The 24,869-nt window shown below is 69.2% G+C and carries 34 protein-coding genes; 3 read left to right on the top strand and 31 right to left on the bottom strand.

The window, feature by feature from the left end; all coding sequences use genetic code 11:
* Window positions 1–52: 52 nt before the first annotated feature.
* The 31 genes from G515_RS0113940 to G515_RS0113790 all read right to left on the bottom strand — a co-directional run bounded on the left by G515_RS0113940 (window position 53) and on the right by G515_RS0113790 (window position 20,802).
* Window positions 53–1,729, bottom strand: coding sequence for a (2,3-dihydroxybenzoyl)adenylate synthase (locus G515_RS0113940; protein WP_028660631.1), 1,677 nt, complete (start codon window positions 1,727–1,729; stop codon window positions 53–55).
* The gene (locus G515_RS21485) at window positions 1,726–2,883 is read right to left on the bottom strand and encodes an isochorismate synthase (RefSeq protein WP_051218383.1); all 1,158 of its coding nucleotides are present in this window, start codon (window positions 2,881–2,883) and stop codon (window positions 1,726–1,728) included. Before G515_RS21485 ends, G515_RS0113940 begins: the two co-directional genes overlap by 4 nt.
* Window positions 2,880–3,656: an SDR family oxidoreductase gene (locus G515_RS0113930; protein ID WP_028660630.1), complete on the bottom strand. Its 777-nt coding sequence runs from the start codon at window positions 3,654–3,656 to the stop codon at window positions 2,880–2,882. The genes G515_RS21485 and G515_RS0113930 overlap by 4 nt, the downstream gene beginning before the upstream one ends.
* 373 nt (window positions 3,657–4,029) lie before the next feature.
* Complete coding sequence (gene map / locus G515_RS0113925; RefSeq protein ID WP_425411233.1) at window positions 4,030–4,860, bottom strand: type I methionyl aminopeptidase; 831 nt, start codon at window positions 4,858–4,860, stop codon at window positions 4,030–4,032.
* A gap of 11 nt (window positions 4,861–4,871) precedes the next feature.
* Window positions 4,872–5,441 carry an adenylate kinase gene (locus tag G515_RS0113920; RefSeq protein ID WP_028660628.1) on the bottom strand — a complete coding sequence of 190 codons (570 nt, stop codon included), beginning with the start codon at window positions 5,439–5,441 and terminating at the stop codon, window positions 4,872–4,874.
* The gene (secY, locus tag G515_RS0113915) at window positions 5,438–6,739 is read right to left on the bottom strand and encodes a preprotein translocase subunit SecY (protein WP_028660627.1); all 1,302 of its coding nucleotides are present in this window, start codon (window positions 6,737–6,739) and stop codon (window positions 5,438–5,440) included. Before secY ends, G515_RS0113920 begins: the two co-directional genes overlap by 4 nt.
* A 154-nt stretch (window positions 6,740–6,893) precedes the next feature.
* Window positions 6,894–7,334, bottom strand: a complete 441-nt coding sequence (gene rplO, locus G515_RS0113910) for a 50S ribosomal protein L15 (RefSeq protein WP_028660626.1) — start codon at window positions 7,332–7,334, stop codon at window positions 6,894–6,896.
* Window position 7,335: 1 nt separating this feature from the next.
* A complete protein-coding gene (rpmD, locus tag G515_RS0113905) occupies window positions 7,336–7,518 on the bottom strand; it encodes a 50S ribosomal protein L30 (RefSeq protein WP_028660625.1) in 183 nt (60 codons plus the stop codon).
* A complete protein-coding gene (rpsE, locus tag G515_RS0113900) occupies window positions 7,518–8,132 on the bottom strand; it encodes a 30S ribosomal protein S5 (RefSeq protein ID WP_028660624.1) in 615 nt (204 codons plus the stop codon). The genes rpmD and rpsE overlap by 1 nt, the downstream gene beginning before the upstream one ends.
* A gap of 43 nt (window positions 8,133–8,175) precedes the next feature.
* A complete protein-coding gene (gene rplR / locus G515_RS0113895) occupies window positions 8,176–8,559 on the bottom strand; it encodes a 50S ribosomal protein L18 (RefSeq protein WP_028660623.1) in 384 nt (127 codons plus the stop codon).
* Between the two features lie 2 nt (window positions 8,560–8,561).
* Complete coding sequence (gene rplF / locus G515_RS0113890) at window positions 8,562–9,101, bottom strand: 50S ribosomal protein L6 (RefSeq protein WP_028660622.1); 540 nt, start codon at window positions 9,099–9,101, stop codon at window positions 8,562–8,564.
* Window positions 9,102–9,128: 27 nt separating this feature from the next.
* On the bottom strand, window positions 9,129–9,536 hold the full coding sequence (rpsH, locus tag G515_RS0113885; protein ID WP_028660621.1) for a 30S ribosomal protein S8: 408 nt from the start codon (window positions 9,534–9,536) through the stop codon (window positions 9,129–9,131).
* Window positions 9,537–9,627: 91 nt separating this feature from the next.
* Window positions 9,628–9,813, bottom strand: coding sequence for a type Z 30S ribosomal protein S14 (locus G515_RS0113880; protein ID WP_017932844.1), 186 nt, complete (start codon window positions 9,811–9,813; stop codon window positions 9,628–9,630).
* 1 nt (window position 9,814) lies between these two features.
* Complete coding sequence (gene rplE, locus G515_RS0113875) at window positions 9,815–10,384, bottom strand: 50S ribosomal protein L5 (RefSeq protein WP_028660620.1); 570 nt, start codon at window positions 10,382–10,384, stop codon at window positions 9,815–9,817.
* Window positions 10,384–10,740, bottom strand: coding sequence for a 50S ribosomal protein L24 (gene rplX, locus G515_RS0113870; RefSeq protein ID WP_028660619.1), 357 nt, complete (start codon window positions 10,738–10,740; stop codon window positions 10,384–10,386). Before rplX ends, rplE begins: the two co-directional genes overlap by 1 nt.
* Window positions 10,741–10,742: 2 nt before the next feature.
* Window positions 10,743–11,111 carry a 50S ribosomal protein L14 gene (gene rplN, locus G515_RS0113865; protein WP_028660618.1) on the bottom strand — a complete coding sequence of 123 codons (369 nt, stop codon included), beginning with the start codon at window positions 11,109–11,111 and terminating at the stop codon, window positions 10,743–10,745.
* A 184-nt stretch (window positions 11,112–11,295) separates the two neighbouring features.
* Window positions 11,296–11,571 carry a 30S ribosomal protein S17 gene (rpsQ, locus tag G515_RS0113860; protein WP_028660617.1) on the bottom strand — a complete coding sequence of 92 codons (276 nt, stop codon included), beginning with the start codon at window positions 11,569–11,571 and terminating at the stop codon, window positions 11,296–11,298.
* Window positions 11,568–11,810 carry a 50S ribosomal protein L29 gene (gene rpmC, locus G515_RS0113855; RefSeq protein ID WP_245565404.1) on the bottom strand — a complete coding sequence of 81 codons (243 nt, stop codon included), beginning with the start codon at window positions 11,808–11,810 and terminating at the stop codon, window positions 11,568–11,570. Before rpmC ends, rpsQ begins: the two co-directional genes overlap by 4 nt.
* Entirely contained in the window at window positions 11,810–12,229 is a 420-nt protein-coding gene (rplP, locus tag G515_RS0113850) for a 50S ribosomal protein L16 (protein WP_028660615.1), read from the bottom strand. The genes rpmC and rplP overlap by 1 nt, the downstream gene beginning before the upstream one ends.
* Window positions 12,230–12,234: 5 nt before the next feature.
* On the bottom strand, window positions 12,235–13,053 hold the full coding sequence (gene rpsC / locus G515_RS0113845; RefSeq protein ID WP_028660614.1) for a 30S ribosomal protein S3: 819 nt from the start codon (window positions 13,051–13,053) through the stop codon (window positions 12,235–12,237).
* Complete coding sequence (rplV, locus tag G515_RS0113840; protein WP_084653571.1) at window positions 13,053–13,478, bottom strand: 50S ribosomal protein L22; 426 nt, start codon at window positions 13,476–13,478, stop codon at window positions 13,053–13,055. The genes rpsC and rplV overlap by 1 nt, the downstream gene beginning before the upstream one ends.
* A gap of 37 nt (window positions 13,479–13,515) precedes the next feature.
* Complete coding sequence (gene rpsS, locus G515_RS0113835) at window positions 13,516–13,797, bottom strand: 30S ribosomal protein S19 (protein ID WP_028660612.1); 282 nt, start codon at window positions 13,795–13,797, stop codon at window positions 13,516–13,518.
* Between the two features lie 5 nt (window positions 13,798–13,802).
* Window positions 13,803–14,639, bottom strand: coding sequence for a 50S ribosomal protein L2 (gene rplB, locus G515_RS0113830; RefSeq protein WP_028660611.1), 837 nt, complete (start codon window positions 14,637–14,639; stop codon window positions 13,803–13,805).
* Window positions 14,640–14,664: 25 nt separating this feature from the next.
* Window positions 14,665–14,967, bottom strand: a complete 303-nt coding sequence (rplW, locus tag G515_RS0113825) for a 50S ribosomal protein L23 (RefSeq protein ID WP_028660610.1) — start codon at window positions 14,965–14,967, stop codon at window positions 14,665–14,667.
* A complete protein-coding gene (gene rplD, locus G515_RS21480) occupies window positions 14,964–15,593 on the bottom strand; it encodes a 50S ribosomal protein L4 (RefSeq protein ID WP_036555540.1) in 630 nt (209 codons plus the stop codon). The genes rplW and rplD overlap by 4 nt, the downstream gene beginning before the upstream one ends.
* 1 nt (window position 15,594) lies before the next feature.
* Window positions 15,595–16,266 (bottom strand): 50S ribosomal protein L3, encoded by a 672-nt coding sequence (rplC, locus tag G515_RS0113815; protein ID WP_028660609.1) that lies wholly within the window; start codon window positions 16,264–16,266, stop codon window positions 15,595–15,597.
* Between the two features lie 11 nt (window positions 16,267–16,277).
* The gene (gene rpsJ, locus G515_RS0113810; protein WP_008360994.1) at window positions 16,278–16,586 is read right to left on the bottom strand and encodes a 30S ribosomal protein S10; all 309 of its coding nucleotides are present in this window, start codon (window positions 16,584–16,586) and stop codon (window positions 16,278–16,280) included.
* A gap of 628 nt (window positions 16,587–17,214) precedes the next feature.
* The gene (locus G515_RS0113805; RefSeq protein WP_028660608.1) at window positions 17,215–18,045 is read right to left on the bottom strand and encodes a TIGR03620 family F420-dependent LLM class oxidoreductase; all 831 of its coding nucleotides are present in this window, start codon (window positions 18,043–18,045) and stop codon (window positions 17,215–17,217) included.
* Window positions 18,046–18,075: 30 nt separating this feature from the next.
* Complete coding sequence (locus tag G515_RS0113800) at window positions 18,076–18,669, bottom strand: dihydrofolate reductase family protein (RefSeq protein ID WP_028660607.1); 594 nt, start codon at window positions 18,667–18,669, stop codon at window positions 18,076–18,078.
* Between the two features lie 167 nt (window positions 18,670–18,836).
* Entirely contained in the window at window positions 18,837–19,583 is a 747-nt protein-coding gene (gene trmB / locus G515_RS0113795) for a tRNA (guanosine(46)-N7)-methyltransferase TrmB (RefSeq protein WP_028660606.1), read from the bottom strand.
* Between the two features lie 97 nt (window positions 19,584–19,680).
* Window positions 19,681–20,802, bottom strand: a complete 1,122-nt coding sequence (locus tag G515_RS0113790; protein WP_028660605.1) for an NDMA-dependent alcohol dehydrogenase — start codon at window positions 20,800–20,802, stop codon at window positions 19,681–19,683.
* Window positions 20,803–21,015: 213 nt separating this feature from the next.
* Between G515_RS0113790 and G515_RS0113785 the strand changes: the two genes are divergently transcribed.
* From G515_RS0113785 to G515_RS21470, 3 genes are all read left to right on the top strand, one after another.
* Window positions 21,016–21,816: a family 16 glycosylhydrolase gene (locus G515_RS0113785; protein WP_084653570.1), complete on the top strand. Its 801-nt coding sequence runs from the start codon at window positions 21,016–21,018 to the stop codon at window positions 21,814–21,816.
* Between the two features lie 144 nt (window positions 21,817–21,960).
* The gene (locus tag G515_RS21475; RefSeq protein ID WP_051218382.1) at window positions 21,961–23,049 is read left to right on the top strand and encodes an Lrp/AsnC family transcriptional regulator; all 1,089 of its coding nucleotides are present in this window, start codon (window positions 21,961–21,963) and stop codon (window positions 23,047–23,049) included.
* A gap of 410 nt (window positions 23,050–23,459) precedes the next feature.
* A complete protein-coding gene (locus G515_RS21470) occupies window positions 23,460–24,815 on the top strand; it encodes an MFS transporter (protein WP_169570610.1) in 1,356 nt (451 codons plus the stop codon).
* The last annotated feature ends 54 nt before the right edge of the window (window positions 24,816–24,869 follow it).

Genomic DNA, 24,869 nt, shown 5'->3' with positions numbered 1-24,869 from the left:
GCGGGGAGTGCACCGTTCACCGGTCGCCCGGTGACGGGCGCCTCCGGGCCGCTCACCCCGCGGGCACCTGGTCGGTGAGTCGAGCGGCAAGCGTGCGGCGCAGGTCGCGGCGGCTGTTCTTGCCGACGTGGGTCTCGGGGAAGTCGTCGAGCACGGTGATCAGGTCGGGGATCTTGTACGTCGCCAGCCCGGCCGCGCGTAGGTAGGTGCCGAGCACGGTGGTCAGGTCGGGGACCTCACGATCCGGCTCGGGGCGGACCACCAGACAGATCCGCTCGCCGAGGTACTGGTCGGGGAGGCCGACCGCGATGGCGTCGAGGACATCGGGATGACTCAGCGCGAGCCCCTCGATCTCCTCACTGGCGATCTTCTCCCCGCCGCGGTTGATCTGGTCCTTGTCGCGGCCGGTCACCACGAGGTGGCCGCTGGGGAGTCGGCGGACCAGGTCACCGGTGCGGTAGAACCCGTCGGCGGTGAAACTGTCCCGGTTGGGCGCCTCGGCGCGGTAGTAACCGCGGATCGTGTACGGCCCGCGGGTCAGCAGCGCGCCCTCCTCACCGTCGGCGACCTCGCGGTCCTCCGCGTCCACGACCCGGACCTCGTCGTACTCGCTGATCGGCCGGCCCTGGGTGGTGAGCACCAGTCCGTCCGGCTCGTCGAGGCGGGTGTAGTTGACCAGCCCCTCGGCCATCCCGAAGACCTGCTGCAACCTCGCTCCGAGCACCTCGCGGATCTGTGGGGCCACCGCGTCGGAGAGCCGGGCGCCGCCCACCTGCACCACGTCCAGGCTGGACAGGTCCGGGGTACGCCGGCGCGCGGCCGAGATCCAGGCCTGCGCCAGCGGCGGCACCAGGGAGGCCATCGTGCAGCGTTCCTGCTCGATCAGCCGGAACGCGGTGCGCGGGCTGGGATCCCGTGCCAGGACGACGGATCCGCCGCTGTGCAGGACGCCGAGGATGCCGGGCGAACTCATCGGGAAGTTGTGCGCGGCCGGAAGGCTCACCAGCAGCACCGTGCTCTCCCCGAGCCCGCAGATCGAGGCCGACTCGCGCACCGAGTAGAGGTAGTCGGCTGCGGTGCGCGGGATCAGCTTGGAGATTCCGGTCGTGCCTCCGGAGAGTTGCAGGAAGGCGACCTCCTCGGCGGGGTGTGCCGTGCCGGGACCGTCGGCAGCGCCGGAGCCGGAGACGGTCGGCGGGTCGGGGGCCGAGGGCCAGGTGGCCACGTCGATCAGCTCCGGGGGTTCCTGCCCTGCGGAGCGCAACTGAGCGGACACCTCGTCGTGCATGGCGCGGAAATCGTGACCGTCCCACTCGCCGACGACCACCAGCGCGGTGGCGTCGCTGAGCGAGCAGAAGTGGGTGAGCTCGAGGGCCCGGTGTGACGGCAGACCGAAGACCGGTAGCGCCCCCATCCGGAACAGGCCCAGCACCACGGCGACGTACTCGACGATGTTGGGCAGGGTCACCACCACCCGGTCACCGCGGGTGACCCCGGCGGCCGCGAGGCGGTCGGCGGCAGCCGAGGCTCGGCGGCCGAGCTCGGCGTAGCTCCATCGCACGGAGCGGCCGTTCGCATCGGTGCCGACCACGGCGGTGCGCTCGGCGTACCTCTCGCATCTGTCGCGGACGAAGTCGGCGAAGGTCTCCCCGGTCCAGCAACCCGCGGCGCGGTATCTGGCGCGGAACTCCTCCGGCCAGGACGGCACCCTCATAAGCGGGGATCTCATCGGGCCACCTCACCGGCGTCGACCAGGTCGGCCGGGAGCCCGATCGCGCGGGCCATGGTGGCCAGCTTCGCGCCCGTCTCGCGCACCTCCGCCTGCGGATCCGAGCCGGCGACGATGCCTGCCCCTGCGAAGATCCGGAGCCGTTCCCGGTGCAGGACGCCGGCCCGGATCGTGACCGCGAACTCGCCGTCACCATCGGGGCCGACCCAGCCGACGGCCCCGGTGAGCGGGCCGCGCGAGGCGCCCTCCAGTTCGGCGATCAGCGAGGTCGCAGCCGCCGTCGGGACCCCGCCGACGGCGGGTGTCGGGTGCAGCGCGTGGGCCAGATGCAGGGCGCTGGGCCCCGGCGCGGCGCCGTCGAGACGCGCCCGGATCGGCGTGGCGAGGTGCCACAGGGTGTCGGTGGCCACGAGTTCGGGACGCGGGGCGGCGCTCACCTCGACGCACACAGGCGCCAGCGCCGCGAGGATCGCATCGACGACGAAGGCGTGCTCGGCCAGGTCCTTGGCCGAGGTGGCCAGCTCCTCGGACCGGCGCAGGTCCTCGTCGGGGTCGGCAGCCCGCGGCACCGAACCGGCAAGGGGGTGACAGGTGACCTCACGGCCGCGGCGCCGGACCAGGAGTTCGGGGCTGGCACCCACCAGGACCGGACCCTCTGCCGACAGGTCGGAGGTGAGTGGGAGGCCGAAGGTGTACTTGCCGGGCCGCGAGGCCACCAGGCGTGCCACCACGTCGTGCGGGTCGAGCGGGATGTCGGTCAGCACGTCGAGGCCGCGGCCGAGCACCACCTTGGCCACGTCTCCCCGCTCGATCCGGTCGAGCGCGGCGAGGACCATCTCGGCGTACTCGCCCGGGGTGGGGCGGGCGGTCACGCGGAGCCGGTTCCCGGCCTGGTCCGCCGGAGCATGGGAGCTGGGGACGGCTGAGTCGGGGCGGACGCGGTGCATCACCGCCGGACCGCCGGGCGCGAAGGCGAGCGCCCCGACGGCGCGCTCGCCGGGGCCGAGCCCCGCCACCACCTCGTCGAGGAAGGCTAGGTCGGCCGGTCCTGCCAGCGTGCGGAGCACGTCGGCCGCTCGCACACTCTCATCGCCGGCGAAGAGCACCGGCGCCGTACGCACGCCGGGGGGAAGGGGGGCGAGCAACTCGGTCACAGGGAGGCACCTCCGTCGACGTAGATCTGTTGCAGGGTGACGTGCCGCGCCTCCTCGGAGAGCAGGAAGCAGACCATCGCGGCGACGTCGTCCGGCTCGGCGATGCGCTGGAGCGGGATCCCGACGCGGTAGGACGCCGGGTCCCCGGCCAGGGTCGCGGAGGCGCCGCCGTCCGGGTCGCGCCACAGCTCGCGCAGCATCGCCGTGTCGGTCGAGCCCGGCTCGACGACGTTGCAGCGGATGCCGCGGGCGGCCAGTTCGAGCCCGGCGCATCGGGTGAGTGCCGAGGTCGCCGCCTTCGAGGCGGCGTAGGCGAGCATGCCGGTGCGCGGCACGCGTGCGGCGTTCGAGCTGACCACGACGACGGCCGCGTCGTCGCGCAACAGGGGGGTGCCCGACTGGAGGCAGTGCAGCACCCCGGTGGTGTTCACATCGAAGTGCCGTTGCCACTCATCCGGCGTCACCTCCGTCAGCCCACCCGGGACGAGGATGCCCGCGGCGCAAGCCAGCGCGTCCAGGGGGCCGAGCTCGTCGGCGGCGCTACGGAACGCGTCCTGCACCGCGACCCGGTCGCTCACGTCCGCGGCCAGTTCGACGACGCGGGCCGCACCGAGCTCGCTCGCCTCCTTGCCGACGAGCCCGACCGCCTCGGCGTCCTGATCGAGCAGCGCGATCGCTGCACCCCGACTTGCCAACTGACGCACGACCGCCCGGCCGATGCCTGAACCGGCACCGGTCACCAGGGCGGTCGCGCCCGAGATCAAACCAACCATGAGCAAGACCTTAGGGCAGGCTTACCTACATAGGCCACCGGGAGTGCGTGAGGCCCGAGTCACACCATCCCCGGCGCCACCGATGCGGCCCCAAGGCCCTCGGCGACCATGGCGCCATCGGCTCCGCCGTGGGGACAGGGGTCACGGGCCGCCGGCTCGACCCCGGCGCAGCGGCGGCCTCGACCTGGACTCCCCCAGCACGCCTGATCCCGCGGGTGTCGGCAGTGGGACGCCCACCGGGTCGGGTCGTGGAGGCAGGGCGTCGGCGCCAGCCGCCCCAGGGGTCACAACGCCCAGGGAAAAGGTGCGTTTCCGGGGGCTCAACTGCCCCGGAAACGCACCTTTCACCGGTGAACCGGGGAAACGTCCGGGTTCAGTCCCGCCCGCCGTACGGCAGGCCGAGGCGCTCGCAGAAGGCGCGGCCGCCGTCGAGGGCGGTGAGGACCCAGAACCCGTCGGGGGTGAGGGTGAAGGTGTGCTCGAAGTGGGCGGCCCAGCTGCCGTCCGCGGTGACGACGGTCCAGTCGTCCTCGAGGATGTCGTTCTCCTGGTCCCCGAGGGTGAGCATCGGCTCGACGGCCAGGGCGAGGCCGCGCTGCAGCTTGGGGCCGCGACCCGCCTTGCCGAAGTTGGGGACGTTGGGGGGCTGGTGCATCTCGGAGCCGATGCCGTGACCGACGTAGTCCTCGACGATGCCGTACGGCGCTGCGCCCGGCTCCTGCTGGCTGCGGACGTACTGCTCGACCGCATGTGAGATGTCGGTGACCCGGCCGCCGAGGCGTGCGCCGGCGATGCCGCGCCACATGGCCTCCTCGGTGACCCGGATCAGCTCGGTGGCCTCGGCGCTGACCTCGCCGACCGGCACGGTCACGGCGGAGTCGCCGTGCCAGCCCTCGACGATGGCGCCGCAGTCGATGGAGATGACGTCGCCCTCGGCCAGCACCCGGTCACCGGGGATGCCGTGCACGATCACCTCGTTGACCGAGGCGCAGATCGAGGCGGGGAACCCGTGGTAGCCCTGGAAGGACGGCGTCGCGCCCCGCGAGCGGATCGAGTCCTCGGCCAGGGCGTCCAGGTCTGCCGTCGTGATGCCGGGACGCACCGCGTCACGCAGCAGCGCGAGGGTCTCCCCCACGACCAGACCGGCCCGACGCATCAGGTCGATCTGCTCGGGGGTCTTGAGCTGGACGCCGCGGTCGAGCAGACCCATCGGGCTCAGGCCAGCCCGCGGAGCACGGTGTGGATGCGCTCGGCCACCACGTCGATCTCGCCGAGACCGTCGACCTCGTGGACCAGGTCCCGCTGGGAGTAGACGGCGATCAGCGGCTCGGTCTGCTCGGCGTACACCTCCTGGCGGTGCCGGATGACCTCCTCGGTGTCGTCGGCGCGGCCCTGCTCCTGGGAACGCTGGAGGAGTCGGGCGACGACCTCGTCGCGGTCGACGGTCAGGCTGATCACCGCGTCCAGTGCGGCTCCGGTGTCGGCGAGCATGCCGTCCAGCTCCTCGACCTGCGCGAGGGTCCGCGGGTAGCCGTCGAGCAGGAATCCACCCTGGGCGTCGGGCTCGGCGATCCGGTTTCGGACCATGCCGTTGGTGACCTCGTCGGGGACGTACTCACCGGCGTCCATGAACTTCTTCGCCTCGAGTCCGAGCGGCGTGCCCTCGGAGACGTTGGCGCGGAAGATGTCTCCCGTGGAGATCGCGGGGATCTCGAACTTCTCGGAGATGAACGCCGCCTGAGTGCCCTTGCCGGCACCTGGGGGGCCCATAATGATCAGCCTCATCGCAGGAATCCTTCGTAGTTGCGCTGCTGGAGCTGGCTCTCGATCTGCTTCACCGTGTCGAGTGCGACGCCGACCATGATCAGGATGGAGGTGCCGCCGAACGGGAAGTTCTGGTTGGCGTTGATCAGCGCCAGCGCAATGAGCGGGATGAGCGCGATCAGGCCGAGATAGAGCGAGCCCGGGAACGTGATGCGGGACAAGACGTAGGACAGGTAGTCCTCGGTCGGCTTGCCTGCCCGGATCCCGGGGATGAAGCCGCCGTACTTCTTCATGTTGTCGGCCACCTCGTGCGGGTTGAAGGTGATCGACACGTAGAAGTAGGTGAAGAAGATGATGAGCAGGAAGTACACCGTCATGTAGATCGGGTGGTCGCCCTGCACGAAGTAGGTGTTGATCCAGTCGACCCAGGCGGCGGTGCTGTTGCTGTTGAACTGCGCGGCCATGGCCGGCAGGTAGAGCAGCGAGCTCGCGAAGATGACCGGGATGATGCCCGCCTGGTTGACCTTGAGCGGGATGTACGTCGAGCTGCCGCCGAACATCTTGCGGCCTACCATCCGGCGGGCGTACTGCACGGGGATCCGGCGCTGGGCCTGCTCGATGAAGATGACCGCGGCGATGAGCGCCAGTCCGATCACCAGGACCACACCGAAGGTCCACCAGCCGCGGGAGTTCTTCACATCCCACATCGCCGCCGGGAAGGTGGCGATCACCTGGGTGAAGATCAGGATCGACATGCCGTTGCCGATGCCGCGGTCGGTGATCAGCTCACCGAGCCACATGATCACGGCGGTGCCGGCGGTCATCGTGATGACCAGGACCAGGAAGGTCGCGGTGCCGTTGTCGACCAGGAGGTCCTGGTCGCATTGGAGCAGGTTGCCCGAACGGGCGAGCGCGACGATGCCGGTCGCCTGGAGGACGGCGAGCCCGAGGGTGAGGTAACGCGTGTACTGGGTGATCTTCGACTGACCGGCCTGGCCCTCCTTCTTCAGCGCCTCGAGCCGCGGGATCACGACCACGAGGAGCTGCAGGATGATGCTGGCGGTGATGTAGGGCATGATGCCCAGCGCGAAGATCGTGAGCTGGAGCAGGGCTCCGCCGGAGAACAGATTGACCAGGTTGTAGAGGCTCGCACCGTCACCCTCACGGGTGGCCTGGATGCACTGCTCCACGTTGGCGACGTCCACGCCGGGGGCCGGGATCTGGGATCCCATCCGGAAGATCACGATGATCAACAGGACGAACAACAGCTTGCGTCGCAGATCCGGAGTCCGGAAAGCGTTCGCGAACGCGCCTAGCACGAAAGTCCTCTTCCTCACACGCAGATACGGGGTTCCCCCGTATGGGGGGAACTCCCAGCGGAATGCCCGGGGAGCCTAACAGTCGGGTTGAACAAAGGCGCGGTCAGGCCGCCTCTCGGCGGTCTGACCGCGCCTTTCACACGTCCAGTGAGGATCAGAGAACCGTGGCGGAGCCGCCCGCGGCCTCGATCTTCTCCTTGGCCGAACCGGAGAACGCCTGCGCGCTCACCGCGACCTTGACGGACAGGTCGCCCTGGCCGAGGACCTTGACGGGCTGGCCCTTGCGGACCGCACCCTTGGCAACCAGTGACTCGGGGGTCACGTCGCCGCCCTCGGGGAACAGTGCGTTGATCTTGTCCAGGTTCACGACCTGGAACTCGACCTTGAACGGGTTCTTGAAGCCCTTGAGCTTCGGAAGCCGCATGTGGATCGGCATCTGGCCGCCCTCGAACCCGACCGGGACCTGGTAGCGCGCCTTGGTGCCCTTGGTACCGCGGCCGGCGGTCTTACCCTTGGACCCCTCACCGCGACCCACGCGGGTCTTGGCGGTCTTGGCACCCGGAGCAGGACGCAGGTGGTGCAGCTTGAGCGTCATGTCAGTCGACCTCCTCGACCGTCACCAGGTGACGGACGGTGTTGACCATGCCCCGGATCTCCGGGCGGTCCTCCTTGACGACCACGTCGCCGATCTTCTTCAGACCGAGCGTGCGCAGGGTGTCCCGCTGGTTCTGCTTCAGACCCGCCAGGCCGCGCTTCTGCTGGACCTTGAGCTGAGCCATCAGTTGCTCACCCCCTGGGCCGCAGCGCCCTCGGCGCGCGCCTTGAGCAGGGCCGCCGGAGCGACCTGCTCGACGGGGAGACCACGACGAGCGGCAACCGCCTCGGGCTGCTCGATCATCCGCAGCGCCTCGACAGTGGCGTGGACGATGTTGATCTGGTTGGACGACCCGAGCGACTTGCTCAGGATGTCGTGGATGCCGGCGCACTCCAGTACCGCACGCACCGGCCCACCGGCGATGACACCGGTACCGGGCGCGGCCGGGCGCAGCATGACCACACCGGCGGCCTTCTCGCCCTGGACGGGGTGCGGGATGGTGCCCTGGACGAGCGGGACGCGGAAGAATGCCTTCTTCGCCTCCTCGACGCCCTTGGCGATCGCCGACGGAACTTCCTTCGCCTTGCCGTAGCCGACGCCGACCAGACCCTGACCGTCACCGACGACCACGAGGGCGGTGAAGCTGAAGCGACGTCCACCCTTCACGACCTTGGCGACACGGTTGATCGCAACGACGCGCTCGATGTAGGCGGTCTTGTCAGCGCCCTGGCCACCGCGACGATCGTCGCGATTGCCTCGGCGCTCGCCACCGCGCTGTCCGCGCTGGGCTCCGCTCATGAGACTCTTCCTCTTCTCTTACTACTGCTTGTCTTGCGATCGGTCAGAAGTCGAGGCCGCCCTCACGGGCGGCGTCGGCGAGGGCCGCGATGCGGCCCGTGTAGGCGTTACCGGCGCGGTCGAAGACCACGCTCTGCACACCGGCCGCCTTGGCCCGCTCGGCGACGAGCTCGCCGACGCGCTTGGCCTTCGCGGTCTTGTCACCCTCGGCCTCGCGCAGGTCCGCCTCGATGGTGGAGGCGGAGGCCAGCGTCTTGCCGACCAGGTCGTCGACGACCTGCACGGTGATGTGCTTGGAGGAGCGGGTCACGACCAGGCGAGGACGCTCGGCGGTGCCGAGGATCTTCTTGCGGCCGCGGATCTGGCGACGCAGGCGCGACTTGGTACGAGCCGCGGTGTGCTTGTTGTTGGACAGCGAGACAGCCATCGTCACTTACCAGCCTTTCCGACCTTGCGGCGGATGTTCTCGCCGGCGTAACGGACGCCCTTGCCCTTGTACGGCTCGGGCTTGCGCAGCTTGCGGATCGTGGCTGCGACCTCGCCGACCAGCTGCTTGTCGATGCCCACGACGCCGAGCTTGGTCGGACCGTCGGTGGTGAAGGTGATGCCCTCCGGCGCGTCGAAGACGATCGGGTGGCTGTAGCCGAGCTGGAGCTCGATCTGGGCCGGGCCCTTGGGCAGGACGCGGTAACCCACGCCCACGATCTCGAGCTTCTTCTCGTAGCCCTCGGTGACACCCACGACCATGTTGTTGATCAGGGTGCGGGTCAGGCCGTGCAGGGCCTTGCTGTTGCGGTGGTCGTCGGGGCGGTTCACCTGGAGGGTGCCCTCGCTCTGCGCGACGGTGATCGGCTCCGCCACGGTGTGGGTCAGCGAGCCCTTGGGGCCCTTGACCGTCACCACGGCGCCGTCGACCGAGACGTCGACACCGGCCGGGACCGCGACGGGGAGCTTGCCAATACGCGACATGCTTCTAACTCCTATCTCGGTCTCTGGTCACCAGACGTAGGCGAGGACTTCCCCACCCACGCCCTTCTGGTTCGCCTGGCGGTCGGTCAGCAGACCCTGGCTGGTCGAGATGATCGCGACACCCAGGCCGCCGAGCACCTTGGGCAGCCCGGTCGCCTTGGCGTACACGCGCAGGCCGGGCTTGCTGATGCGGCGTACGCCGGCGATCGAGCGCTCCCGGTTGCGGCCGTACTTGAGGGTGATGGTCAGCTGCTTGCCGACCTGCCCCTCGGCGGGCTCGAGCACCTCGAAGGAGGTGATGTACCCCTCCTGCTGCAGGATCTCCGCGACGCCGGCCTTGATCTTGCTGTAAGGCATGGACACCGCGTCGTGGTACGCCTGGTTGGCGTTACGCAGACGTGTAAGCATGTCTGCGATCGGGTCAGTCATCGTCATGGCCGTGAGGCCCTTTCTCCACTCCGGTTTCGCATCTGCATCTCAGGCGCGACCTGTAGCGACTCGTTTACGTTGATGGAAGGAACTTCGGTCACCAAGAGGACTTGGTCACGCCCGGCAGCTCGCCGCGGTGTGCCATCTCCCGCAGGCAGATCCGGCAAAGGCCGAACTTGCGGAAGACGGCCTTCGGGCGGCCGCAGCGCTGGCAGCGGGTGTAGCCGCGGACAGCGAACTTCGGCTTGCGGGCGGCCTTGACCTTGAGCGCGGTCTTCGCCATGTCAGTTCTCCTTGAACGGGAAGCCGAGGGCCTTCAGCAGCGCCCGACCCTGGTCGTCGTTGGTCGCAGTGGTCACCAGGGTGATGTCCATGCCGCGGACCCGGTCGATCTTGTCCTGGTCGATCTCGTGGAACATGACCTGCTCGGTGAGACCGAAGGTGTAGTTGCCGTTCCCGTCGAACTGCTTGCCGTTCAGGCCGCGGAAGTCGCGGATACGCGGCAGGGCGAGCGTCAGGAGCCGGTCGAGGAACTCCCACATGCGGTCGCCACGCAGCGTGGTGTGCGCGCCGATCGGCATGCCCTCACGCAGCTTGAACTGCGCGATGGACTTCTTCGCCCGGTTGATGAGCGGCTTCTGGCCGGTGATCGCGGTGAGGTCCTTGACCGCACCCTCGATCAGCTTCGAGTCGCGGGCCGCCTCGCCGACACCCATGTTGACCACGATCTTGGTCAGCCCGGGGATCTGCATGACGTTCTCGATACCGAACTCGGCCTGCAGCGCGGGAGCGATCTCCTCGCGGTACTTGGTCTTGAGTCGCGGCATGGTGGCCGCGGTCTGGGTCTCGGTCATCAGATGTCCTTGCCGGTCTTGCGCGAGATGCGAACGCTGCGCTCCGCGGGGTAGGTCGAACCGTCGGGACGACGCTTCTGGACCTGCTCGCGGCGGTAGCCCACCCGGGTCACGCCGTCGCCCTCGAGGAGCATGACGTTGGAGACGTGGATCGGGGCCTCGGTGGTGATGATCCCACCGGTGTTGCCACGACCCTGCGTGTCCACCTTGGTGTGCTTCTTGATGCGGTTGACACCTTCGACGATCACGCGCTCCTCCTCACGGAGAACGGCGATGACCTTGCCCTCGGCGCCCTTGTCCTTGCCTGCGATCACCTTGACGGTGTCGCCCTTCTTGATGTTCAGGCTCTTAGCCATGCTCACAGCACCTCCGGAGCCAGCGAGATGATCCTCATGAACTTCTTCTCGCGCAGCTCACGACCGACCGGGCCGAAGATGCGGGTACCACGGGGCTCACCGTCATTCTTGAGAATCACGGCGGCGTTCTCGTCGAAGCGGATGTAGGAGCCGTCGGGACGACGACGCTCCTTCACCGTGCGCACGACGACGGCCTTGACGACGTCACCCTTCTTGACGTTGCCACCGGGGATCGCGTCCTTCACGGTGGCGACGATGGTGTCGCCGATGCCGGCGTAGCGACGACCCGAGCCACCGAGAACGCGGATGCACAGGATCTCCTTGGCACCCGTGTTGTCGGCGACCTTGAGTCGCGACTCCTGCTGGATCATTGTTTCTCCTTGTCGAGCCGGTTCTCATCCGGTGCGTTGCCGGGTGAGCCTGGCCGAACTGATAGGGATTGCGGGCGACAGGCCCAGCGATCTATGGTCGCTGGGCCTGCCCCCAGGGGTCAATTCCGCGGCGATGCCGCGAGGTAGGGACGCGGCGCCGAGGCGGTAGCCGGGCGCCGCGACCTCACTTCGCCTTCTCGAGGATCTCGATGACGCGCCAGCGCTTGGTGGCCGACAGCGGACGGGTCTCCATCAGGAGGACCCGGTCACCGATACCGCACTCGTTCTGCTCGTCGTGGGCCTTCAGCTTGCTCGTACGGCGCATGACCTTGCCGTACAGGGCGTGCTTGACGCGGTCCTCGACGGAGACGACGACGGTCTTGTCCATCTTGTCGCTGACGACCAGGCCCTGCATGGTCTTGCGGGCGTTGCGGTTCTCGGGCGCGGTCTGCTCGCTCATGCGGCACCATCCTCGTTGCTTGCACCCGGGGCGGTCCGGATGCCGAGCTCGCGCTCACGCACCACGGTGTAGATCCGGGCGATGTCCTTCTTGACCGTGCGGAGACGGCCGTGGCTCTCCAGCTGACCGGTGGCGGCCTGGAAGCGCAGGTTGAACAGCTCTTCCTTGGCCTCGCGCAGCTTGACCTCGAGGTCCACGTCGTTGAGCTCGTCGAGCTCGTGAGCCTTCAGGGCGCTCATCAGAATTCACCCGCCTCTCGCGAGATGAACCGGCACTTCATCGGGAGCTTGTGCATCGCGCGGCGCATGGCCTCGCGGGCGACTTCCTCCGAGACACCGGACAGTTCGAACATGACACGGCCGGCCTTGACGTTGGCGACCCACCACTCGGGCGAACCCTTACCGGAACCCATCCGGGTCTCGGCGGGCTTCTTGGTCAGCGGGCGGTCCGGGTAGATGTTGATCCAGACCTTGCCGCCACGCTTGATGTGGCGGGTCATGGCGATACGAGCGGCCTCGATCTGGCGGTTCGTCACGTAGTGACTGTCGAGGGCCTGGATGCCGTAGTCACCGAAGGCCAGCTTGGTGCCACCCTTGGCCACGCCGGTGCGCTTGGGGTGGTGCTGCTTGCGGTGCTTGACGCGACGGGGCATCAGCATGGCGGTCAGCCCTCCTGGGGAGTGGTCTCGGCGGCGGGAGCCTCAGCGGCAGCCGGCGCCTCGATGGCGGGAGCACCCTCGACGTTCCGCTGGGAACGGCTCGGACGCGAGCCACGGCCCGGGCGGTCGCCGCGCGCGCGGCCACCGCGGCCGGGGACACCGGCGCGGGCTGCAGCCTGGGCCTGGCGCTCGGCACGCGAGCCGGACACCTCACCCTTGTAGATCCAGACCTTCACGCCGATCCGGCCGAAGGTCGTACGGGCCTCGTAGAAGCCGTAGTCGATGTCGGCCCGGAGGGTGTGCAGCGGCACGCGGCCCTCGCGGTAGAACTCGGTCCGCGACATCTCCGCGCCGTTGAGTCGGCCCGACACCTGGATGCGGACGCCCTTGGCGCCGGCACGCATGGTGGACTGCTGGGCCTTCTTCATCGCGCGACGGAACTGCACACGGCCGGCGAGCTGCTCGGCCACACCCTGCGCGACCAGCTGAGCGTCGACCTCGGGGTTCTTGACCTCGAGGATGTTCAGCTGGACCTGCTTGCCGGTGAGCTTCTCCAGCTCGCCACGGATGCGGTCGGCCTCGGCGCCGCGGCGACCGATGACGATGCCCGGGCGGGCGGTGTGGATGTCGACGCGGACCCGGTCACGGGTGCGCTCGATCTCCACCTTGGAGATGCCGGCCCGCTCCATGCCCTTGCTGAGCAGCTTGCGGATCGCGACGTCTTCGCCGACGTAGGCCTTGTACAGCTTGTCGGCGTACCAACGGGACTTGTGGTCCGTCGAGATGCCGAGTCGGAAGCCGTTCGGGTTGATCTTCTGGCCCATCAGGCCTTCCGTCCCTTCTTCTCGACGACCACGTCAGCCGGCTGGACCGCCAGCGTGATGTGGCTGGTGCGCTTGTTGATGCGGGTGGCACGGCCCTGGGCACGCGGACGCCACCGCTTCATCGTCGGCCCCTCGTCGACCTGGGCGACGGAGATGACCAGGTCGCCGCGGTCGAGACCCTCAGTGGTCTCGGCGTTGGCGATGGCGCTCTCCAGCACCTTGTAGACGGTCTCAGAGGCTGCCTGCGGCGCGAACTGCAACAGGGACAGCGCCTCGTCGACGGGGAGGCCTCGGACCAGGTCGACGACCCGGCGGGCCTTCAGCGGGGTGATCCGCGCGTAGCGGGCACTCGCGAAGGCACCCGGCTGGTCGCCGAGCAGCGACTCGCGGCGGGCGCTCGTGCGCCGGCGCTCAGTAACGCTCATAATGCTCGTTCTCTCCAGTTCCTCGGTCGCCCCCGCGTCAGCGGCGGCGACCCTTCCGGTCGTCCTTCACGTGACCCTTGAACGTGCGGGTCGGGGCAAACTCGCCGAGCTTGTGGCCGACCATGGAGTCGGTCACGAACACCGGGACATGCTTGCGACCGTCGTGGACGGCGATGGTGTGCCCGATCATCGTCGGCACGATCATCGACCGGCGCGACCAGGTCTTGATGACGTTGTGGCTGCCCTTCTCGTTCTCCGCGTCCACCTTCTTCTGCAGGTGGTCGTCGACGAAGGGACCCTTCTTCAGGCTGCGAGGCATCTTGGTTACTTCCTACCCTTGCCGGACTTACGGCGGCGAATGATCTGGGAGTCGGAGGCCTTGCGCTTACGCGTACGGCCCTCGGGCTTGCCCCAGGGCGAGACCGGGTGGCGGCCACCGGAGGTCTTGCCCTCACCGCCACCGTGCGGGTGGTCGATCGGGTTCATCACGACACCACGGACGGTCGGGCGCTTGCCCTTCCACCGCATCCGGCCGGCCTTGCCCCAGTTGATGTTCGACTGCTCGGCGTTGCCGACCTCACCGATGGTGGCGCGGCAGCGGACGTCGACGAAGCGCATCTCGCCGGAAGGCATGCGCAGCGTGGCGCGGCTGCCCTCACGAGCGACCAGCTGGGCGCTGATGCCCGCGGAGCGGGCGATCTTGGCGCCGCCGCCGGGGCGCAGCTCCACGGCGTGGATGGTGGTACCCACGGGGATGTTGCGCAGCGGCAGGTTGTTGCCGGGCTTGATGTCGGCGTTCGGGCCGGACTCCACGGGGGTGCCCTGGGTCAGGTCCTTCGGCGCGATGATGTAGCGCTTCTCGCCGTCCGCGTAGTGCAGCAGCGCGATCCGGGCGGTGCGGTTGGGGTCGTACTCGATGTGAGCGACCTTGGCCGGGATCCCGTCCTTGTCGTAGCGGCGGAAGTCGATGACGCGGTAGGCACGCTTGTGACCGCCACCCTGGTGACGGGTGGTGATGCGGCCCTGGTTGTTGCGACCGCCCTTCTTCGGCAGCGGACGCGTGAGCGACTTCTCCGGCGTGGTCCGGGTGATCTCGACGAAGTCGGCCACCGAGGAGCCACGACGGCCCGGGGTGGTCGGCTTGTACTTACGGATAGCCATGTGTTCAGTCCTTCTTTCCGCAGCCTCAGGCCGTGCCGGAGAAGATGTCGATGCGGTGGCCGTCGGCCAGGCTGACGATGGCGCGCTTGGTGTCCTTGCGCTTGCCGAGCCCGTTGCGGGTACGGCGCGTCTTGCCCGGGCGGTTCAGCGTGTTGACCGAGGTGACCTTGACGTTGAACACCTTCTCGACCGCGATCTTGATCTCGGTCTTGTTCGCGTCCGGACGGACGATGAAGGTGTACTTGTTGGCGTCGAGGAGGCCGTAGCTCTTCTCCGACACCACGGGGGCGATCAGGACATCGCGGTGGTCCTTGTGCAGGGTGCTCACTGGGCAGCCTCCTCGCTGGTCGTGGCGCCGCGGTAGCGGTCGATCAGCGCGTCGTAGGCGCCCTGGGTGAAGACCACGTCGTCGGAAGCCAGCACGTCGTAGGTGTTGAGCTGGTCGACGGCCACGATGTGGACCTCGGCGGCGTTGCGCAGCGAGAGCCAGGTGAGGCTGTCGTTGCGCTCGAGCACGACGAGGAACTTGTTGCGGTCGGTCAGCGCGGCCAGCCCGGCGAGGGCGGCCTTGGTCGACGGCTTCTCCTCGATGCCGAAGCCCGCAACCACGTGGACGCGGTCGGCGCGGGCGCGGTCGGAGAGGGCACCGCGCAGGGCGGCGGCCTTCATCTTCTTGGGGGTCCGCTGGTCGTAGCTGCGCGGCTGCGGGCCGTGCACCACGCCACCACCGGCGAACTGGGGCGCGCGGGTCGAACCCTGACGGGCGCGGCCGGTGCCCTTCTGCTTGTAGGGCTTCTTGCCACCGCCGCGAACCTCGCCGCGGGTCTTGGTGGCGTGCGTGCCCTGACGGGCGGCGGCCTGCTGCGCGACGACGACCTGGTGGATGAGCGGGACGTTGACGTCCGCGCCGAAGATCGCGGCGGGCAGGTCGACCTTGACGGTCTCGAGAGCCATGTCAGGCCTCCTTGCCAGAAGTCGGGTTCAGCTTCGCGGCGCTGCGGAGCAGGATGAGGCCACCCTTGGGGCCGGGGACGGCGCCCTTGAGCAGGATCAGGCCCTTCTCGGCGTCCACGGCGTGCACGGTGACGTTCTGGGTGGTGACGTTGTCGGTACCCATCCGGCCGGCCATGCGGACACCCTTGAACACGCGGCCCGGGGTGGCGCAGGCGCCGATCGAGCCGGGCTTGCGGTGGTTGCGGTGCGCGCCGTGCGAGGCGGACACACCGGCGAAGCCGTGCCGCTTCATCGTGCCGGCGAAGCCCTTGCCCTTGGTGGTGCCGGAGACGTCGATGACCTCGCCAGCGGCGAAGGTGTCGACGGAGATCTCCTGGCCCAGGGTGTAGCTCGCCGCGTCAGCGGTGCGGATCTCGGTCAAGTGGCGGCGCGGCGTGGTGCCGGCCTTGGTGAACTGACCGCTCTGCGGCTTGTTCACCTTGCGTGCCTCGATCTCGCCGAAGCCGATCTGGATGGCGTTGTAGCCGTCGGTCTCGGGCTGGCGGATCTGGGTGATCACGTTGGTGTTCGCGGCGATCACGGTCACCGGGACGATCCGGTTGTTGTCGTCCCACAGCTGGGTCATGCCGAGCTTGGTGCCCAGCAGCCCCTTCACGTTGCGTTCGATCGTCATTACTTCAGACCTCAGAGCTTGATCTCGATGTCGACACCGGCCGGCAGGTCGAGCCGCATGAGGGAGTCGACGGTCTTCGGGGTGGGGTCGATGATGTCGATGAGGCGCTTGTGCGTGCGCATCTCGAAGTGCTCGCGGGAGTCCTTGTACTTGTGGGGCGAGCGGATGACGCAGTACACGTTCTTCTCGGTCGGCAGCGGCACGGGGCCGGCGACCTTGGCACCCGTACGGGTGACGGTGTCCACGATCTTGCGCGCCGAGGTGTCGATCACCTCGTGGTCATAGGCCTTGAGCCTGATGCGGATCTTCTGTCCCGCCATAGGTCTCTCTCGTCCTTCTCGTCAGCTGCCGCGTGCGTTTACCGGGATGTCCTCGGGTTTGAGTCTGTCCCGCCCTGTTGCCCACCACTCGGCTCCGACCCCCGAGGTCGGGCGTGTCGCCTAGTTTCGGCTGACACGGGACCTGGATCTCGCCTGTTGTCGTGGCCCTGACGGTGTGTCAGGTCTGATCGGGTCTCCCCTTCGCGTTCACGAAGGCGGCGCTGGCGCACACTGAACCTCGGAACACTTCCCACAGGCGGACAAACAGCCCGGGAGGGAGACGCGATTCAGAAGTCAAGGTGTGCCGCACCCCGGCAGACCCGCCGGAGCAACTTGTCCATCTTGGCAGATCCCGGGCGTGTCGTCCAAATCGTTGGCGCTCCCCCTCGGCACTGGTCGGATCCGTGGTGGTGACGGTGCCCCACGGGGCGGACCTGGCCACGGCGATCCGGGCGGAAGCCCGAGGCCGAGCCGAGCGTCGGCGCGGTCGCCGGGATGGTGGCCGCGCGTTCCGCTGGGCCCGGACCGCGGGGCCGAGGAGCCCTTCGCCGGGCGGTCGAGCCACCGCAGGGTGCGGCCCCGACCGGCCGGCGGCGTACCCCAGCCGCCGCGTCGCCCGACCGGCGGATCAGACCAGCCGGAGGGCGTCGGAGAGCCGCTCCAACTGGCCCACCGGGTCCGAGCCGATGGGCTGCACGGCAACGTGATCGGCACCTGCCTGGAGGTGCCCCTCCAGGGCGGCGACCGCCGCGGCGGCGGTCGGGTTGGCGGCCAAGGCATCGACGAGGGCGTCGGAGCCACCGTCGGCGAAGTCCGCCGCGGGCACACCGAACCGGATCAACGCGTTCACGTAGTTGCTCAGCCCGAAGTACCTCGCGAGGTACTTGCGCGCCTTCGCCCGGGCCTCCTCCGCGTCGGGGGCGAGCACGATCTTCTGCTCCGGAGCCAGGAACGCCTCCCCCAGCACACCGCGCGCATGCCGGGTGTGGTCCGGCAGCGTGAGGTAGGGATGCGCCCCCAAGGACCGCTCCTTCGCCAGTTCGAGGGTCCGGTCACCCAGGGCGGCGAGGAGCCGGCGGTCCGCCGGCACCCCCTCGGCATCGAGGACATCGAGGTAGTCACGCAGCGCCGCCAGCGGTCGAGCCCGGTGCGGCGTGGCCTCCTGGTGGCCCGAGCCGATCCCGAGTACGAACCGACCCGGGTGCTCCTCCTCGATCCGCCGGTACGACGCGGCCACCTCGACCGGCTCCGCGGTCCAGATGTTGACGATCCCGGTGGCGATCACGATCCGCTCGGTGGCCCGGAGCACCTCCTCGACGATGCGGAGGTCGGCCGGCGGCGAACCGCCGATCCACAGGGTGCCGTACCCGAGTCGCTCCGTGGCCGAGGCGAGGGTCGGGTCGACTCGCGGGCCGCCGTACCAGACGCCGTAGGTGCCGAAGGTATCCGTAGTGGTCATGTCCGTCGGCAACCTCCGGCCGGGCCCTGGCTATTCCGTCATGGCGTGCTGGACGTCATAGACCAGCTTGACCACGCCGTTGGCGTAGGCCCGGCTCTCCCGCAGAGCCAGGGTGTGCTTGTCCTTGTCGGTCTCGCTGAACATCCGCTTGCCGGCACCGAGGACGACCGGGAAGACCAGCAGGTGGTAGCGGTCGATCAGGTCGGCGTCGGCCAGCCCGCGTGCCAGGGCCGCACTGCCCTGCACCACGATCGGGCCGCCGTCGGTCTGCTTCAGCGCGGCGACGTCGTCGAGACCTCGCAGGATGCTGATCTCCCCCCAGCCATCGACCAGGTCCTCCACCTGGAGGGTGGTCGAGACGACGTACTTGGGCATCGCGTTCCAGCCGGCGAACTCCTCGACCATCGAGGGCCACACCTTGCTGAACGCGTCGTAGCTGGTCCGGCCGAGCAGCATCGCCGCTGCCTCCTCCTGCTCCGCGGCCTTCAGTTCGTAGACCTCGGGTAGGAATTCGATGCCGCGGTGGGTCCAGCCTCCGCTCCGGTGGGGCTCGGTCGGGCCTCCGCCGGGGGAATCGACGACGCCGTCGAGGGATACGAAGGCGGTGTAGATCAGGGTGCGCATGGATCGTCCTCGGGTTGTCTCGGAACAGAGTCGTACACAGGTCGAAGCGCCGATCTCCGGATCGACACCTGCCGACGCCGGATCTGGGTAGATCCTGACATGGGCGATCGGGGGGCGGGCGCCGTCAGGGTCGACTCCGGCGAACTGCGGAGGACGTCGTCGTCGGGTCAGGCCGAGGTCGTGTAGCGCAGGTCGGTGATGGTGCGGTCGGCCGCCAGGCCCTTGCGCTCGAACTTGGTGACCGGTCGCTCGGCCCACCGGTCCACGACTCCGCCGGTGAGTCCGGGCTCGGCGTCGAGGACCTCGACCATCTGCTCGGCGTAGTCGGCCCAGTCGGTGGCCAGTCGCCAGGTGCCACCCGGCACCAGCCGGGACACGACGAGCCGGGCGAAGGACGGCGCCACCAGCCGACGCTTGTGGTGACGCTTCTTGTGCCACGGGTCGGGGAAGAAGGTCCACAGCTCCTCGATGCTGTGCGGCGCGATCAGATGTTCCATCGTCCAGACCGCATCCACACTGCACATCCGCACGTTGTCCGCACCCGCCTCGGCGACGCGCCACAGCGTGTCTGCCACCCCGGGGCGCCACACCTCCAGCGCCAAGACGTTGCACTCGGGCCGGGCCGCGGCCAGGGCGGCGGTCGCCTCCCCCACACCCGAGCCGATCTCGACGATCAGCGGCGCCTCCCGACCGAACCAGTCCGACCAGGAGAAGTCGGGCGCCTCGACAGCCTCGTCCGGGATCACCCATCCCTCATGGTGCGCGTCCCATGCCTCCTGCTGGTTGGGGGTGAACCTGCTCCCCCGGCGGGAGTAGGAGAGCACCTCCCGCATCCGGCGGCCGTCGGCGGTGAACTTGTGGTGCGGGCGGGCGGGGCGGGTGCCGCCGGCGGCACCGGGATCTGGCTGCGTCATGACGGCTCCGATCCTAGTGACCCGGCAACGCACTGGCCCGATCGGCGGAGCGCCGATCGGGCCAGTGTCGAAGGGCAGGTCCGGGCCTGCGCCGGACTCAGTCGTAGATGATGACGCCGCGGATGTTCTCGCCGTTGCGCATCGCGTCGTACCCCTTGTTGACGCCCTCGAGGTCGTAGGTGTGGGTGACCAGGCCGTCCAGGTTGTACTGACCCTGCAGATAGAGCTCCATCAGGCGCGGGATCGCGGTGCGGATGTTGGCCGAGCCGAACAGGGAGCCGACGATCTGCTTCTCGAAGAGCGTGAGGATGGAGCCGGGGATGGCCAGGCTCTGCTCGCTGGTCGGGTGGATCTGCGTGATCACGATCCGCGAGCGCTTGGCGCCGAGCTTGAAGGCCTCGCCCACCACGTCACCGTCGCCGACCCCCATGGTCATGATGACCTTGTCGAAACCGCGGCCCCAGGTGGACTCCGCGATCTTCTCCTGCGCCTCCTCGACCGAGGCGTAGGTGTGCGTGGCGCCGAACTCGACCGCCTTCTCGCGCTTGAACTCCACCGGGTCGATCGCCGCGATCGCACGGGCCCCGGCCATCCTGGCGCCCTGGATGGCGTTGGAGCCGATGCCGCCGGCACCCACGACCGCGACGTAGTCACCCACCTGGACCTGGGCGGCGTTGACCGCCGACCCCCATCCGGTCACCACACCGCACCCGAGCAGGCAGGCCTTGTCCAGCGGCCAGCCCGGGTCGATCTTGACCACCGAGGCCTCGTTGACGACGGTGTGCTCCGCGAAGGTGCCCAGCCCGCACATCAGGCCCAGGTCGAGCCCGTCGGAGGAGTGGTGTCGGGAGGTGCCGTCGGCCTGCACACCCATGGCCAGGGCGCCGCCCATGTCACACAGGTTGGAGTGTCCCTCGACGCACGCCGCGCAACGGCCGCACGCGGGGATGAAGCCGAACACGACGTGGTCGCCGGGCTGGACGGAGGTCACTCCCTCGCCCACCTCCTGGACGACGCCGGCGCCCTCGTGGCCTCCGATGACCGGCGGCCCGGCGGCGGCTCCGGCCAGGTCACCGGTGACCAGGTGCTCGTCGGAGTGGCACAGACCCGAGGCCGCCATCTTGACCAGCACCTCCCCCCGCTTCGGCGGGTCGAGTTCGATCTCCTCGATGCTCCAGGGGGTGTTGATCTCGCGAAGAATTGCTGCGCGCGTCTTCATGCCGTGTGTGCTCCCGCCGATGAACTGATGAAGGTGAATGGGGTCCGAGGTGGGCCGTACGGCCCGTCGCAGGGCCGTGATCGGCCTCACAGATCGGACTGTAGGTTCTGGCGCACTCCGGGACAAGGCATTCCCGCTCGGGTCGTGTCCGGACCTCGGCGCCGGCCGGTTCCACAGTTCGGACACAGGTCTCGAGTTGTGTAGCGTGCCCGGATGCTCAGAACACGACTTGTACGCCGGAGCGCGGCGATCGGCTCTGCGGCGGTGCTGGGGCTCAGCCTCGCCACCCTGCCGAGTTCCGCCACGGCCGAGCCCGCACCGTCCCCACGCGTGGGCGGCAAGGACTTCGCCTTCTACGACTACAACTGGTCGCCGGTCCGCTACGTGGACCACTTCCGGGGCGGCCTCAGTCGCCAATGGAAGCGGACGGGGCACGGCAAGGCCTACACCAAGAACGGCATGCTGACCCTGGAGAACGCCAACCGCGGCACGATGGCGGTCACGCTGCGTGCCGACCGGGCGAAGGTCGGCCGCTGGTCGGTGCGGCTGCGGGCACGCGCGTACGAGCGTGGCCAGGCGCCCGCCCGCGCCGTGGTCGAGGTCGTGCCGGCCAAGACGTCGGCCCGGCACTGCGGCGCCCGCGACATCGCGCTGGCGAACTACGTGCCCAAGCGCAAGAGCGTCCGGTTCTACGCCCGTCATGGCAAGAGCCAGTGGGCCGCCAAGAAGCGGGTCGGACTGCGCAACGACCAGTGGCACACCTACGCCGTCCAGGTGACGCGCAAGCACATCACCTGGTTCGTCGACTCCGACCCGATCCGGCGTACGACGCGCGCGGCGTACTCCGACACGCCGCTCACCATGCGGGTGGCGCTCGAGGGCTCCAAGCGGCGGGCGACCAACCACTCCCGACTCCAGATCGACACCGCGCGCACCTTCTCGATGGAGAAGCGCGGCGGAGTCAACGTCAAGGCGCCGCGGCCCAAGAAGGTCGGCTACGCGAAGGCCTGCTGACCGAACCCACATCCCTTCGGCGCCCCGGGACGATCTCCGTCCCGGGGCGTCGTCGTCTCCGCGGCCGGCGCCGCGAACCATGGGGGGGCGCTGAGGAGTCTTCTAGGATCGGCTCGCGGACCACACGGAGCGGAGGTGGCGTGCGTGGCTCCTGCACTGCTCGACGGCTCCGGCGTATCCGATGAGGACGCGTTCGCCCTGATCAACGCCCTCCAGGTCAATCCGCGCGCCTCCTGGGCGAGCGTGGGTCGCGTCCTGCAGATCGACCCGGCGACGGCGGCGCGCCGATGGCAGCGCCTCACCGCGGCCGGGGAGGCGTGGGTGGCCGCCTATCCCCTCCGGACCCCCCGCCGGATGACCGCCCTGATCGAACTGCGCTGTGTCGCCGCACGCACCTTCGAGATCGCGGAGTCCTTGGCCCAGGACCCCCAGTGCATGAACATCGACATCACCACGGGCGGTCGCGAGCTCATCCTCACCCTCATCACCCGATCGGCCACGGAGATGTCGGAGTACGTCCTGCGCCGCTTCTCCGGCCTGGACGGCGTACTCGGCATCAACACCCGACTCGAGTTCAAACAGTTCGCGGACGGCTCGGACTGGCGTGCCCCGACACCGGCGGAGCGGGACATCCTCGCCCTCAGCCCCGAGCACGCCGTCCGGCCCGCGACCCCGCCCACGACCCAGGACTGGGCGATCGCAGCGGCCCTCGGGCGCGACGGTCGGCTCAGCACCTCCGAACTCGCCCAGCTCACCGGGCTGAGCGAGACGACGGTACGCCGGCGCCTCAACCTGCTGCTCGGGAACGGCCAGCTCCGGCTCCGCTGCGACCTCGCCCGCGGGCGCTCACAGACTCCGGTCGGCGTGTGGCTCTTCCTCCGGGTCGCGGCCGACGGGCTCGACGCCTTCGGTCGCGCGATCGCCCAGCACCCCTACATCCGGTTCGTCGGCTCGGTGGACGGCGCCTCCAACCTGATGGCCCAGGCCTGGGTCCCCGAGCCGGGTGAGGTTCCCGCACTCGAGGCCCAGCTCGCCAAGCTGAGCAGGACCGGCCAGGTGGTCGACCGCTGCGTCATCCTGCACAGCGTCAAGCGGGTCGGACGGATCCTGGATCAGCACGGGCGGGCCAGGAGGACCGCCTCCACCGACCTGCGTGAACCGCCGAGCTGGACCGGTTCACCGCCCCTCCCCTGGCTGATCGGCGACGACCCCTCCGACCCGGCGCGCTCCTAGGAGGCGCCCCGGGGGGAAGCGCCGAAGACTCCTCAGGTTCCGTGCACGCCGGCGCCCGACCCGTGAGGCAGCGGGCCCCCGGACGGGCACCGGTAGGACGTCGTACCGCCGCGAGCCGACTCGGCCCAGGCCCCGTTTCGCCCGGAGGAGGCTCCGGCCCGCGGCACGGGACAGACGGATCCTGGGCACAGACCGTCCCATTGCGGCTGAATCCGGCAGAAGCAGCTGGAATGGACTCCCGAATTCCGCGCTGGAACCCCGGCTCTGCTGGGATGACCCGGCATCACCCGTGACCCCCGACACACCTCATCTTCCAGGAGGCCCCGATGGCCAGTACGGCGTCCGTGCGCCCGAGTGCCACGACCCCCCGACGCGACTCTCGCCCACCCGCTCCCGCCGCCCTGGGAATGGTGGGAGCCCTGATCTTCGTCGAGTTCTGCAGCGGCATGCTCCAGGGCTGGATGCAGCCGCTCCTCACTGCCGTCACACACGAGTTCGAGATCTCGGCCGGCCAGGTCGGATGGGTGACCTCGTCCTACCTGCTCGCGGCAGCGATCTTCGTGCCGGTGCTGGCCAAGCTCGGGGACAAGACCGGCCATCGCCGGATGCTCGCCGTCGCCATCGCGATCACCATCGTCGGCGCTGTGCTGGTCGCGACGGCCCCGAACTACCACATGCTGATCCTCGGTCGGGTCCTCATCGGCGCCCTGACCGTCTTCCTCCCCCTGGAGTTCGCGATCGTCCGCGAGCGCGGCGGCAGCTCCGCCGGCCTGGGCATCGGCCTGCTGGTCGGCAGCCTGACCCTCGGCGTCTCGGTCGGCGGCATCCTGAGCGGCCAGGTGATGGACTGGACCGGTGACCTGCGCACCACGCTGTGGATCCCGGTCATCTTCATGACGATCTGCTTGGCGGTGCCGATCTTCCTGGTCAAGGAGACCACCACCCGCGCGGCCGGCCGCATCGACTGGCCGGGCGCCGCCCTGCTCGGCATCGGGCTGGCCGTCCTGCTCTACGGCCTCTCCCAGCAGCCCAAGCAGGGCTGGAGCGGCGCCGTCACCGGGGCGGTCGTGGGCGGGGTCATCGCCCTGGCCGCGTGGGTCCTGCTCGAACTGCGTGTCGCCAACCCGCTGGTGGACGTACGCCGGCTGAGCCGTCGGCTCACCGCGCCGTTGTTCGTCGTCGCAGCCGTCGACGGCTTCGTCTTCTTCGGCCTGATGACGATGTACTCGATCTACGCCGGCCTCCCCCGGGAGACCCTGGGCTACGGCCTGTCCCTCGAGCCGGTCCAGATCGGCTACCTGTTGGCACCCCCCGCCATCGCGGCGGCCGTCGCCGGATTCGTGGCCGCACGCCTCGCGGCGCGGGTCGGTCACGCCAACGCGCTCGGGATCGGCATGGTCCTGGCTGCCGCGGGGTACGCCTCGCTGGCGACCTGGCACGGCTCCCTCGCGGCCGTTCTGGGCGGCAACATGGTGGCCTCCTTCGGCATCGCGATCGCCATGTCGATGCTGCCCACCATGCTGCTCCAGCGCAGCGATCCCGCCTCTGCGGGCATCAACACCGGCATGTACAACATGCTCCGCACCTCCGCCGGCTCCCTCGGCACGGTCGTGTTCGGAATGATCCTGAGCTCGATGGTGCTGAATGGCTCCGCGGTTCCCTCCGAGGCGGCCTTCTCCGTGATCTGGCTCGTCGCCGCCGTGCTGTGCCTGGTCACGCTCGCGTTCGTCGTGATGCTGCGGCGCACCGAGCCCGCCACCGACTGAGCCCACCGGCTCGGCCCACCGACTGGGCCCACCGCGACCCCGAGCGGCCCGCAT

Origin of the sequence: Nocardioides insulae DSM 17944 (genome assembly GCF_000422825.1) — a bacterium.
GTDB classification, from domain to species: domain Bacteria; phylum Actinomycetota; class Actinomycetes; order Propionibacteriales; family Nocardioidaceae; genus Nocardioides; species Nocardioides insulae.
Note: the sequence above shows the minus strand (reverse complement) of the source record. Positions and strands in the feature narration are given on the sequence as shown.

What these genes read in the sequence shown, in the direction of transcription:
- G515_RS0113785 (WP_084653570.1), top strand. Translation starts at nt 21,016, where the DNA reads ATGCTCAGAACACGACTTGTACGCCGGAGCGCGGCGATCGGCTCTGCG.
- G515_RS0113800 (WP_028660607.1), bottom strand. Translation starts at nt 18,669, where the DNA reads ATGCGCACCCTGATCTACACCGCCTTCGTATCCCTCGACGGCGTCGTC.
- rpsS (WP_028660612.1), bottom strand. Translation starts at nt 13,797, where the DNA reads ATGCCTCGCAGCCTGAAGAAGGGTCCCTTCGTCGACGACCACCTGCAG.
- rplC (WP_028660609.1), bottom strand. Translation starts at nt 16,266, where the DNA reads ATGACGATCGAACGCAACGTGAAGGGGCTGCTGGGCACCAAGCTCGGC.
- G515_RS0113920 (WP_028660628.1), bottom strand. Translation starts at nt 5,441, where the DNA reads ATGAGGCTGATCATTATGGGCCCCCCAGGTGCCGGCAAGGGCACTCAG.
- rplO (WP_028660626.1), bottom strand. Translation starts at nt 7,334, where the DNA reads ATGACGCTCAAGCTGCACCACCTGCGTCCTGCTCCGGGTGCCAAGACC.
- rpsH (WP_028660621.1), bottom strand. Translation starts at nt 9,536, where the DNA reads ATGACGATGACTGACCCGATCGCAGACATGCTTACACGTCTGCGTAAC.
- rpsQ (WP_028660617.1), bottom strand. Translation starts at nt 11,571, where the DNA reads ATGAGCGAGCAGACCGCGCCCGAGAACCGCAACGCCCGCAAGACCATG.
- rplX (WP_028660619.1), bottom strand. Translation starts at nt 10,740, where the DNA reads ATGGCTAAGAGCCTGAACATCAAGAAGGGCGACACCGTCAAGGTGATC.
- rplD (WP_036555540.1), bottom strand. Translation starts at nt 15,593, where the DNA reads ATGGCTCTCGAGACCGTCAAGGTCGACCTGCCCGCCGCGATCTTCGGC.
- rplB (WP_028660611.1), bottom strand. Translation starts at nt 14,639, where the DNA reads ATGGCTATCCGTAAGTACAAGCCGACCACCCCGGGCCGTCGTGGCTCC.
- G515_RS0113940 (WP_028660631.1), bottom strand. Translation starts at nt 1,729, where the DNA reads ATGAGATCCCCGCTTATGAGGGTGCCGTCCTGGCCGGAGGAGTTCCGC.
- rpmD (WP_028660625.1), bottom strand. Translation starts at nt 7,518, where the DNA reads ATGGCTCAGCTCAAGGTCCAGCAGAAGCGCGGCCTGGCGGGTCTGAAG.
- rplE (WP_028660620.1), bottom strand. Translation starts at nt 10,384, where the DNA reads ATGACCGAGACCCAGACCGCGGCCACCATGCCGCGACTCAAGACCAAG.
- G515_RS0113790 (WP_028660605.1), bottom strand. Translation starts at nt 20,802, where the DNA reads ATGAAGACGCGCGCAGCAATTCTTCGCGAGATCAACACCCCCTGGAGC.
- trmB (WP_028660606.1), bottom strand. Translation starts at nt 19,583, where the DNA reads ATGACGCAGCCAGATCCCGGTGCCGCCGGCGGCACCCGCCCCGCCCGC.
- G515_RS0113930 (WP_028660630.1), bottom strand. Translation starts at nt 3,656, where the DNA reads ATGGTTGGTTTGATCTCGGGCGCGACCGCCCTGGTGACCGGTGCCGGT.
- rpsJ (WP_008360994.1), bottom strand. Translation starts at nt 16,586, where the DNA reads ATGGCGGGACAGAAGATCCGCATCAGGCTCAAGGCCTATGACCACGAG.
- rpsC (WP_028660614.1), bottom strand. Translation starts at nt 13,053, where the DNA reads ATGGGCCAGAAGATCAACCCGAACGGCTTCCGACTCGGCATCTCGACG.
- rplF (WP_028660622.1), bottom strand. Translation starts at nt 9,101, where the DNA reads ATGTCGCGTATTGGCAAGCTCCCCGTCGCGGTCCCGGCCGGTGTCGAC.
- rplP (WP_028660615.1), bottom strand. Translation starts at nt 12,229, where the DNA reads ATGCTGATGCCCCGTCGCGTCAAGCACCGCAAGCAGCACCACCCCAAG.
- G515_RS0113805 (WP_028660608.1), bottom strand. Translation starts at nt 18,045, where the DNA reads ATGACCACTACGGATACCTTCGGCACCTACGGCGTCTGGTACGGCGGC.
- rplV (WP_084653571.1), bottom strand. Translation starts at nt 13,478, where the DNA reads ATGAGCGTTACTGAGCGCCGGCGCACGAGCGCCCGCCGCGAGTCGCTG.
- rplN (WP_028660618.1), bottom strand. Translation starts at nt 11,111, where the DNA reads ATGATCCAGCAGGAGTCGCGACTCAAGGTCGCCGACAACACGGGTGCC.
- rpsE (WP_028660624.1), bottom strand. Translation starts at nt 8,132, where the DNA reads ATGAGCGGAGCCCAGCGCGGACAGCGCGGTGGCGAGCGCCGAGGCAAT.
- rplR (WP_028660623.1), bottom strand. Translation starts at nt 8,559, where the DNA reads ATGGCTGTCTCGCTGTCCAACAACAAGCACACCGCGGCTCGTACCAAG.
- rpmC (WP_245565404.1), bottom strand. Translation starts at nt 11,810, where the DNA reads ATGAGCGCCCTGAAGGCTCACGAGCTCGACGAGCTCAACGACGTGGAC.
- G515_RS0113880 (WP_017932844.1), bottom strand. Translation starts at nt 9,813, where the DNA reads ATGGCGAAGACCGCGCTCAAGGTCAAGGCCGCCCGCAAGCCGAAGTTC.